This is a genomic window from Burkholderia sp. Tr-20355 (assembly GCF_017104685.1).
Classification (GTDB): domain Bacteria; phylum Pseudomonadota; class Gammaproteobacteria; order Burkholderiales; family Burkholderiaceae; genus Burkholderia; species Burkholderia seminalis.
The window spans coordinates 19,674-28,737 of the sequence record NZ_JAAGPK010000105.1 but is presented as its reverse complement, the minus strand read 5'-3'; the positions used below and the strand labels follow the sequence as shown (position 1 = coordinate 28,737).

Here is a 9,064-nt window from a genome sequence, read left to right as displayed (position 1 = left end):
CGCTCGCGCGCCGCCCCGTGCTGTTCGTGCTCGCCCGCGCGCTCGGCGAAGCGTGGCCGGCCGACGTGTCGCGCAATGCGCTCGTGGCCGCCGCGTTCCGCGCCAAACAGGCGGACGAATCGCATCGCGCGCGACTGCGCGTCGAGATCGGCCGGCTGCGCGCGGTGCTGCGCCCGCTCGCGAACGTCGTCGCGACACCGCGCGGCTTCGCGCTCGAACCGCTCGGCGTACGCGAGACCGTCGTCCTCGCACGCCCGGTCGACGATCGCCACGCGGCCGTCCTCGCGCTGCTCGCCGACGGCGAAGCGTGGTCGAGTTCCGCGCTGGCGCTCGCGCTCGGCGCGAGCCAGCGCACCGTGCAACGCGCGCTCGACACGCTCGCGGAGGCCGGCAAGGTGCAGGCGCTCGGCCGCGGCCGCGCGCGCCGCTGGATGACGCCGCCGCTGCCCGGATTCGCGACGACCTTGTTACTCCCGGCGCCGCTGCCGGGCGATTAGGATGGCCGCATCGAACGACGAGGTGACGAACATGAAACGCTCCGCGGCAGAGATCATTCGCGAATACGGCCCGTTTCCGGGCGTCGACGGCGTGCACGGCGTCACGTTCGACGGACGGCACGTGTGGTACGCGTCCGGCGACAAGCTGAATGCGCTCGATCCCGAGCGCGGCACGACCGTGCGCTCGCTCGACGTTGCCGCGCATGCAGGCACGGCGTTCGACGGCCGCCACCTGTTCCAGATCGTCGAGGACCGCATCGAGAAGCTCGATCCCGAATCGGGCCGCGTGCTCGCGACGATCCCGGCCCCCGGCGGCGGCGCCGACTCGGGGCTCGCGTGGGCCGAAGGCACGCTGTGGGTCGGCCAGTACCGCGAACGCAAGATTCATCAGATCGATCCGGAATCGGGCGCCGTGCTGCGCACGATCGAATCGAACCGCTTCGTCACCGGCGTGACGTGGGTCGACGGCGAGCTGTGGCACGGCACGTGGGAAGCCGACCAGAGCGACCTGCGGCACGTCGACCCGCACACGGGCCAGGTCCTCGAACAGGTCGACATGCCGGCTGGCGTCGGCGTATCGGGGCTCGAATCCGACGGCCGCGACCGCTTCTACTGCGGCGGCGGCAACAGCGGCACCCTGCGCGCCGTGCGGCGCCCGGCACGCGCGCGTGCAGCGGGCGACGGCGCGCCCGCCTCGCCCGATCCGGCCGAGGGCTGATTCGCCGCAGCCGGCCGACGCGCCGCGCCCCATGCCGAGTGCAGGAATGAACAAGACACCGCCGCGACGGCGTCGCTAAGATGCGCGCACATCAGTCATTCGTTCGGAGCGGTCGATGCAGCGCGGCGTGGTTTACGGTGTCCTGGCAGGCGCCCTGTGGGGCATGGTGTTTCTCGTTCCGCGGCTGCTGACCGACTTCTCGCCGCTGCTGCTGAGCGCCGGCCGCTACGCGATGTACGGCCTCGTGTCGCTCGCGGCCGCCCTGCCCGCCGCCCGCTCGCTGCTCGCGCGGCTGACCCGCGAAGACCTCGTCGCGCTGGTAAGGCTCGCCGTCATCGGCAACGTCGCGTATTACATGCTGCTGTCCGGCGCCGTGCATCTGATCGGCATCGCGCCCAGCTCGCTGATCGTCGGCGTGCTGCCCGTGACCGTCACGCTCGCGGGCCTCGGCGACCACGGCGCCGTGCCGCTGCGGCGGCTCGCCGCCCCGCTCGCGCTGGTGATCGCGGGCATCGCCTGCATCAACGTCGACCTGTTCACGTCCGAAGCCGCGCATGCGACCACCCTCGGCCAGAAACTCGCCGGCATCGCCTGCGCGGCCGGCGCGCTCGCCAGCTGGACCTGGTACGCGGTCGCGAACGCACGCTACCTGCAGCGCCATCATCATTTCGACGGCAACGAATGGTCGGTGCTATGGGGTGTCGTGACGGGCCTGATCGGCGCGCTCTGCTGGATCGCGATCCTCGCGCTGCCCGCCGGCACGGTGCAGGCGGCCGTCCCGGCGTCGCGCTGGCAGCTGTTCTGGCTGCTGAATCTCGGGCTCGCGATCGGCGCGTCGTGGCTCGGCAACGGCCTGTGGAATGCGGCGTCGAAGCGCTTGCCGCTCACGCTGTCGGGGCAGCTGATCGTGTTCGAAACCGTGTTCGCGATGCTGTACGCGTTCGTGTACGACCAGCGGATGCCGCACGCGCTCGAAATCACCGCGCTCGTGCTGCTGCTCGCCGGCGTGTACGGCTCGGTGCGGCAGCACGGCGACACGCCGGGCAGCGCGCCGACAAACGCAAACGCCGCGGCCCACTGAGCGCGCCGCGGCGTGCGATCAGGCGAATCGGAACGAAAAACGCGTCAGCGCGCGTCCTTGTGCATCCACTTGCGGCCCTCGATCGAGCCGTCGCGGCGGGACTTGTCGACGCGCCGCTGACGCGCCAGCTTCGGGTCGACGATCAGCGGGCGGTAGATCTCGACGCGATCGTGATCGGCGAGCGGCGCGTCGAGCGGCGCGAGCTTGCCGTACACGCCCGTCTTCGCGTGCGCGAGATCGATCTCCGGATGCAGCGCGAGCACGCCGCTCGCGTCGATCGCCGAGCGCACGGTCGCGCCTTCGGGCAGCGACAGCGGAATCAGCGTCTGGCGGTCCGGCAGCGCATAGCAGACTTCGATCGACAGCATCGCGTCACCCCTTCCCGTAGCGCTGGTCCGCGCGCTTCACGAACGAATCGACGAACGTGTTCGCGATGTGGCTGAACACGGGCCCGATGATCTTTTCGAGCAGGATGCTCGAAAACTCGTAATGCAGCGCGAATTCGATCTTGCACGCATCGGCGCGCAGCGCGGTGAAGCGCCACGAGCCCGTGAACTTCTTGAACGGGCCGTCCGTGAACTCCATGTCGATCCGCGTCGGGCGCTGCTGCGTGTTGCGCGTCGCGAAATGCTGCTTGATGCCCTTGAAGTTGATGTCGATGCGCGCTTCCATCCCGCTCTCGTCCTGACGGCGAATCTCGACACCGCCGCACCAGGGCAGGAAATTGGGGTAGTCGGCCACGTCGGTGACGAGGTCGAACATCTGTTCCGCCGAATGGCGGATCAATACGGTTTTCTGGACATCTGCCATAAATCGCGCGGCATCGCTTGAGGTGGGAACGCAAGCCGGGCGATTCCCGCCCCGCTTTGCTAAAATCGTGATTTTAAACGAGTTGGGCCGATCCTTTCATGAGCATCATCGACAACAGGAAAGCGCACTTCGATTATCACATCGAGGAACGCTACGAGGCGGGGCTCGTGCTGGAGGGCTGGGAAGTCAAGGCGCTGCGCGCCGGGCGCGGCCAGATCAAGGAAGGCTACGTCGTGGTGAAGAACGCCGAGATCTTCCTGATCGGTACCCATATCAGCCCGCTGCCCGAAGCCTCGACGCACATCAAGCCCGACCCGGTTCGCACGCGCAAGCTGCTGCTGCACCGCGAGGAAATCAAGAAACTGATCGGCAAGGTCGAGCAGCGCGGCTACACGCTCGTGCCGCTGAACTTCCACTACAAGGGTGGTCGCGTGAAGTGCGACATCGCGCTCGCGAAGGGCAAGAAGTTGCACGACAAGCGCGAAACCGAGAAAAAGCGCGACTGGGAACGCGAAAAGGCACGCATCATGCGCGCCGGCACCTGACGCGCGCGACCCGCCACACAAACGACACGGCCCGCTCGAAGCGGGCCGTGTTGCTTTGGGCTATCTGATTCCGGCCTGCCGGTCGTCCGGCTGCGCGACGATTCGCCGCACGCCGATCGCACGCGGCGGCCGCCTGGGCCGCGGTTGCGCGCGGTTCAGCCCTTCGCGGGCGTCGACGCGTTCTTGACGATCGTCAGCGCCGACGAGATCGCCGTACCGAGGTCCGACAGGTTCGACGGCACGATCAGCGTGTTGCCCTGCTTCGCGAGATTCGAGAACGCGTTCACATACTGCTCGGCGACCTTCAGGTTCACCGCATCCATCCCGCCTTGCGACTGGATCGCATTCGCGATCTTCTGGATCGCCTGCGCGTTCGCCTCGGCCACCGCCAGGATCGCGGCGGCCTCGCCCTGCGCCTGGTTGATCGCGGCCTGCCGCTCGCCTTCGGACTTCTGGATGGCCGCTTCACGCGCGCCCGACGCGAGGTTGATCTGCTCCTGCTTGCGGCCTTCCGAAGCGGCGATCAGCGCGCGCTTCTCGCGCTCCGCGGTGATCTGCGCCTGCATCGCGTGCAGGATTTCCTTCGGCGGCGTCAGGTCCTTGATCTCGTAGCGCAGCACCTTCACGCCCCAGTTCGCCGCGGCCTGGTCGAGCGCCGACACGATGTTGTGGTTGATGAAGTCGCGCTCCTCGAACGTCTTGTCGAGTTCGAGCTTGCCGACCACCGAGCGCAGCGTGGTTTGCGCGAGCTGCGTGATCGCGAGCACGAAGTTGCTCGACCCGTACGACGCCTTCATCGGATCGGTCACCTGGAAGTACAGCACGCCGTCGACCTGCAGCTGCGTGTTGTCGCGCGTGATGCAGACCTGACTCGGCACGTCGAGCGGAATTTCCTTCAGCACGTGCCGGTACGCGATGCGATCGACGAACGGCAGCACGATGTTCAGGCCGGGCGACAGCGTCGCGTGATAACGCCCGAAGCGCTCCAGCACCCATGCATGCTGCTGCGGCACGATCTTCACCGTCTTCGACACGATCACGATCGCGATGACGAGCAGGACAACCCAGATGATCAGCGAATCCATGAAGTATTCCCTCCTTGTTGTATCAGCGGACGATCAGCCCGCGGGTTTCGCCACGACCACGAGACAATTGCCGCGCACGGCGCTCACCTGATAGACGTGCGCATCGTCGCGCTCGCCGTGCGCGAGCTCGACATCCCAGTCGGCGCCGCGATACTGCACGCGCGCGCGGCCGTCGTGCCACGCGTCGACCGTGACGGTCGAGCCGATATCGAGATTGACGTCGGGATTCGTCGACGTGTCGCGCTTCTGCTTGCGGCCGAGCCCCGAACGGCGCAGCGCGATCATCGCGACGATCGCGACCGCGGCCGCCGCGCCGAACTGCACGTGCGGCGCGAAACCGGCCAGTTGCAGCAACCCGCCCGCGAGAAAGCCGAGCGCGATCATCAGCAGATAAAACGTACCGGTCAGCAACTCGGCGACGACCAGCACGCCCACCGCGACCCACCAGAACAGATGCCCCGACATGATTGTGGTCTCCTCGAAAACGCCCCCGCGCTTGCTCTCGCTCGCTACTCCCCGCGGGGGCGGCCCGGCGTGTACCTGTACCGACAAACAAAAACACCCCGGTGCTTACCGGGGTGTTTATAGCATGAACCTTGCATTTTGCCTTCATCGAAGGAGCGACGTTGCCGCTCCTTCGCCGAAGATGCATTACCGGGCGTTACTTCCGGTTCGCGGCGAGCGCTTGCCACGTGTCGATGATCGTGTCCGGGTTCAGCGAGATCGACACGATGCCTTCGTCGGTCAGCCACTGCGCGAAGTCCGGGTGATCGGACGGGCCCTGGCCGCAGATACCGACGTACTTGCCCATCTTGCGGCAGGTATCGATCGCACGCTTGAGCAGGAACTTGACGGCCGGGTCGCGTTCGTCGAAGTCGACGGCCAGCAGTTCCATGCCCGAGTCGCGGTCGAGGCCGAGCGTGAGCTGCGTGAGGTCGTTCGAGCCGATCGAGAAACCGTCGAAGTGCTCCAGGAACTCTTCGGCAAGGATCGCGTTGGTCGGGACTTCACACATCATCACGAGGCGCAGGCCGTTTTCGCCGCGCTTCAGGCCGAACTTCTCGAGCAGGCCGACGACACGCTCCGCCTGCTTCACGGTCCGCACGAACGGCACCATGATCTCGACGTTGGTCAGACCCATCTCGTCGCGCACGCGCTTCAGTGCACGGCACTCCATCTCGAACGCCTGCGCGAAGTCCTCGGCGATGTAACGCGACGCGCCGCGGAAGCCCAGCATCGGGTTTTCCTCGTCCGGCTCGTAACGCGAACCGCCGATCAGCTTCTTGTACTCGTTCGACTTGAAGTCGGACAGGCGCACGATCACGGGCTTCGGATAGAACGCCGCCGCGATCGTCGCGACGCCTTCGGTCAGCTTGTCGACGTAGAACTGACGCGGCGATGCGTGACCGCGCGCGACGCTCTCGACCGCCTTCTTCAGGTCCTGGTCGATGTTCGGGTACTCGAGAATCGCCTTCGGGTGAACGCCGATGTTGTTGTTGATGATGAACTCGAGACGCGCGAGACCCACGCCGCCGTTCGGCAGTTGCGAGAAGTCGAACGCGAGCTGCGGGTTGCCGACGTTCATCATGATCTTGACCGGGATTTCCGGCAGTTCGCCGCGCTGCACTTCCGTGACTTCCGTCTCGAGCAGGCCGTCGTAGATCTTGCCTTCGTCGCCTTCCGCGCACGATACCGTGACGAGCGCGCCGTCCTTCAGCACGTCGGTCGCGTCGCCGCAGCCGACGACTGCCGGCACGCCGAGCTCACGCGCGATGATCGCCGCGTGGCAGGTGCGGCCGCCGCGGTTCGTGACGATCGCGGCCGCACGCTTCATCACCGGCTCCCAGTTCGGGTCGGTCATGTCGGCCACCAGCACGTCGCCCGGCTGCACGCGTTCCATTTCCGACGGATCCTGGATCACGCGCACGGGGCCCGCGCCGATCTTCTGACCGATCGCACGGCCCGTCGCCAGCACCTGCGACTGGCCCTTCAGCTTGAAGCGCTGCTCGGCCTTGCCGGTTGCCTGGCTCTTCACCGTTTCCGGACGTGCCTGCAGGATGAAGATCTTGCCGTCGCGGCCGTCCTTGCCCCACTCGATGTCCATCGGACGCTGGTAGTGCTTCTCGATGATGACCGCGTACTTCGCCAGCTCGATCACGTCCTCGTCGGTGATCGAGTAGCGGTTGCGCTGTTCGTGCGGCACGTCGACCGTCTTCACGCGGCCCGGCTCGCCCGGCTGCGTGAATTCCATCTTGATCAGCTTCGAGCCGATCGAGCGGCGGATGATCGGGTATTTGTCCTGGGCGAGCGTCGTCTTGAACACGTAGAACTCGTCCGGGTTCACCGCGCCCTGCACGACGGTTTCGCCCAGGCCGTAGCTCGACGTGATGAACACGGCGTCCTTGAAGCCCGATTCGGTGTCGATCGTGAACATCACGCCGGCGGCGCCGACGTCCGAGCGGACCATGCGCTGCACGCCGGCCGACAGCGCGACTTCCGCGTGCGTGAAGCCCTTGTGCACGCGGTACGAGATCGCGCGGTCGTTGTACAGCGACGCGAACACGTGCTTCATGCGATCGAGCACGTCCTCGATGCCGACGACGTTCAGGTAGGACTCCTGCTGGCCGGCGAACGATGCGTCGGGCAGGTCTTCCGCGGTCGCGGACGAACGCACGGCGAACGACAGTTCGCTCGGCGAGCCGTTCTTGAGGATGTCGAACTGCGCACGGATTTCTTCCTCGAGGCGCGCCTGCAGCGGTGCGTCGACGATCCACTTGCGGATCTCGGCACCGGCTTCGGCGAGCGCCTTCACGTCGTCGATGTCGAGCGACTCGAGACGCTTGGCGATACGATCGGTGAGGTCGTTGTGCTTGAGGAAATCGCGGAACGCGAGCGCGGTCGTGGCGAAACCGGTGGGTACGCGAACGCCTGCTTCGGAAAGCTGGCTGATCATCTCGCCGAGCGACGCATTCTTGCCGCCCACGATCTCCACATCGGTCATCCGCAACTGCTCGAACGGAATTACATACGCCTGGTCCTTTGCGACGTTTGCTGCGTTAGTCATACAAGCCCCTAAGTGTGAAAAAAATGCTCGATCGCGCAAGTGGGCTCGAACGCGGGCGCTTGCAAAAAGGCGCGGCGCGTCTTGCGCAACCTGTTAGATAAACACTCGCAGCGGCGGAAAATATTCCGACCCGATTTGCAAAAATCCCGGCAGAAGGGCGATATATGCAGACAAATCGCCAGACTTGCCGGGAATTCTGGAATCCAGCGGTCAAGCCGCGGGCGCCGTTCGCGCCCTGCCCCCGCAATTGCTTATCCAACAGGTTGCCGCTATTCTACCGTGCCGGCTGCCGGATGTGGCGCGACCTTGTCACTGGGTCTGGAGGCGCACCTCCAGCCGCCCGCGCAACCGCCCTTCACGCTCGACGTCCAGATTCATGCTGCCTACCGTATTCATCGTCTCCGACGGCACCGGGATCACTGCCGAAACCTTCGCGCACTCGATCCTCTCCCAGTTCGACCAGAAATTCCGTCTCGTGCGCGTGCCGTTCGTCGACTCGCCCGACAAGGCCTATGCGACCGTCGAGAAGATCAACGAGGCCGCCGTGCACGATGGCCGCCGCGCGATCGTGTTCACGACGCTCGTCGACAGCGAATCGAACGACATCGTCAAGCGCTCGAACGCGCTCGTGCTCGACATGTTCCAGCGCTTCGTCGAACCGCTCGAGCAGGAACTGGAGCTCAAGTCGAGCCACGCGATGGGCCGCGGCCACCAGAATGCGGACACCGAGGAGTACAAGACGCGGATCGAGGCGATCAACTTCTCGCTCGCGCACGACGACGGCCAGTCGAACCGCAACCTGTCGGAAGCCGACGTGATCCTCGTCGGCGTGTCGCGCAGCGGCAAGACGCCGACGAGCCTGTACCTTGCGATGCAGTACGGCGTGAAAGCGGCAAACTATCCGCTGATTCCGGAGGATTTCGAGCGCGGCAAGCTGCCGTCGGCACTCTCCCCGCACCGCGAAAAGCTGTTCGGGCTGTCGATCGACCCGCAGCGCCTGTCGGAGATCCGCAACGAGCGCCGTCCCGGCAGCAAGTACGCGGCCCCCGAGAATTGCCGCTACGAGATCAACGAGGCCGAGGCGATGATGCGTCGCGAGGGGATCAAGTGGCTGTCGTCGACGCACAAGTCGATCGAGGAAATCGCGACGACGATCCTGCAGGAAATCCGTCTCGACCGGCAGTCGTACTGAGCACCGGCGCACGGGCGGCCGCATGGCCGCCGCCGGAAACGGCAAGGCCGCGTCGAACGCGGCCTTTTTTCG

General features: G+C 66.0%; 10 protein-coding genes. 5 read left to right on the top strand and 5 right to left on the bottom strand.

Annotated features, from left to right (window positions below):
* From G3N62_RS23430 to G3N62_RS23420, 3 genes are all read left to right on the top strand, one after another.
* Positions 1-497, top strand: a 497-nt coding sequence (locus G3N62_RS23430; protein ID WP_206141309.1) for an HTH domain-containing protein, incomplete at its 5' end; no start/stop codon positions are given.
* A gap of 31 nt (positions 498-528) precedes the next feature.
* Positions 529-1,215 carry a glutaminyl-peptide cyclotransferase gene (locus G3N62_RS23425; RefSeq protein WP_059561897.1) on the top strand — a complete coding sequence of 229 codons (687 nt, stop codon included), beginning with the start codon at positions 529-531 and terminating at the stop codon, positions 1,213-1,215.
* Positions 1,216-1,330: 115 nt separating this feature from the next.
* On the top strand, positions 1,331-2,296 hold the full coding sequence (locus G3N62_RS23420; RefSeq protein WP_049030790.1) for a DMT family transporter: 966 nt from the start codon (positions 1,331-1,333) through the stop codon (positions 2,294-2,296).
* A 44-nt stretch (positions 2,297-2,340) separates the two neighbouring features.
* Here G3N62_RS23420 and G3N62_RS23415 read toward each other — a convergent pair whose 3' ends face one another.
* Together G3N62_RS23415 and G3N62_RS23410 are read right to left on the bottom strand one after the other, a co-directional pair.
* Complete coding sequence (locus G3N62_RS23415; protein ID WP_034188831.1) at positions 2,341-2,664, bottom strand: RnfH family protein; 324 nt, start codon at positions 2,662-2,664, stop codon at positions 2,341-2,343.
* A 4-nt stretch (positions 2,665-2,668) separates the two neighbouring features.
* Positions 2,669-3,106: a type II toxin-antitoxin system RatA family toxin gene (locus tag G3N62_RS23410; protein ID WP_034188832.1), complete on the bottom strand. Its 438-nt coding sequence runs from the start codon at positions 3,104-3,106 to the stop codon at positions 2,669-2,671.
* 98 nt (positions 3,107-3,204) lie between these two features.
* Between G3N62_RS23410 and smpB the strand changes: the two genes are divergently transcribed.
* Complete coding sequence (smpB, locus tag G3N62_RS23405; protein WP_006478511.1) at positions 3,205-3,651, top strand: SsrA-binding protein SmpB; 447 nt, start codon at positions 3,205-3,207, stop codon at positions 3,649-3,651.
* 155 nt (positions 3,652-3,806) lie between these two features.
* On the opposite strand, the gene G3N62_RS23400 is transcribed toward smpB, so the two are convergent.
* The 3 genes from G3N62_RS23400 to ppsA all read right to left on the bottom strand — a co-directional run bounded on the left by G3N62_RS23400 (position 3,807) and on the right by ppsA (position 7,800).
* Positions 3,807-4,736 carry an SPFH domain-containing protein gene (locus G3N62_RS23400; protein WP_034188833.1) on the bottom strand — a complete coding sequence of 310 codons (930 nt, stop codon included), beginning with the start codon at positions 4,734-4,736 and terminating at the stop codon, positions 3,807-3,809.
* Positions 4,737-4,769: 33 nt separating this feature from the next.
* Entirely contained in the window at positions 4,770-5,204 is a 435-nt protein-coding gene (locus G3N62_RS23395) for an NfeD family protein (RefSeq protein WP_034188834.1), read from the bottom strand.
* 193 nt (positions 5,205-5,397) lie between these two features.
* Positions 5,398-7,800, bottom strand: a complete 2,403-nt coding sequence (gene ppsA, locus G3N62_RS23390) for a phosphoenolpyruvate synthase (RefSeq protein ID WP_059561843.1) — start codon at positions 7,798-7,800, stop codon at positions 5,398-5,400.
* Positions 7,801-8,176: 376 nt separating this feature from the next.
* On the opposite strand from ppsA, the gene G3N62_RS23385 reads away from it, so the two are divergent.
* Positions 8,177-8,992 carry a pyruvate, water dikinase regulatory protein gene (locus G3N62_RS23385; RefSeq protein WP_034188836.1) on the top strand — a complete coding sequence of 272 codons (816 nt, stop codon included), beginning with the start codon at positions 8,177-8,179 and terminating at the stop codon, positions 8,990-8,992.
* The last annotated feature ends 72 nt before the right edge of the window (positions 8,993-9,064 follow it).

Coding starts and splice junctions, on each gene's coding strand:
- G3N62_RS23420 (WP_049030790.1), top strand. CDS start 1,331: ATGCAGCGCGGCGTGGTTTACGGTGTCCTGGCAGGCGCCCTGTGGGGC.
- smpB (WP_006478511.1), top strand. CDS start 3,205: ATGAGCATCATCGACAACAGGAAAGCGCACTTCGATTATCACATCGAG.
- G3N62_RS23415 (WP_034188831.1), bottom strand. CDS start 2,664: ATGCTGTCGATCGAAGTCTGCTATGCGCTGCCGGACCGCCAGACGCTG.
- G3N62_RS23385 (WP_034188836.1), top strand. CDS start 8,177: ATGCTGCCTACCGTATTCATCGTCTCCGACGGCACCGGGATCACTGCC.
- G3N62_RS23400 (WP_034188833.1), bottom strand. CDS start 4,736: ATGGATTCGCTGATCATCTGGGTTGTCCTGCTCGTCATCGCGATCGTG.
- ppsA (WP_059561843.1), bottom strand. CDS start 7,800: ATGACTAACGCAGCAAACGTCGCAAAGGACCAGGCGTATGTAATTCCG.
- G3N62_RS23425 (WP_059561897.1), top strand. CDS start 529: ATGAAACGCTCCGCGGCAGAGATCATTCGCGAATACGGCCCGTTTCCG.
- G3N62_RS23410 (WP_034188832.1), bottom strand. CDS start 3,106: ATGGCAGATGTCCAGAAAACCGTATTGATCCGCCATTCGGCGGAACAG.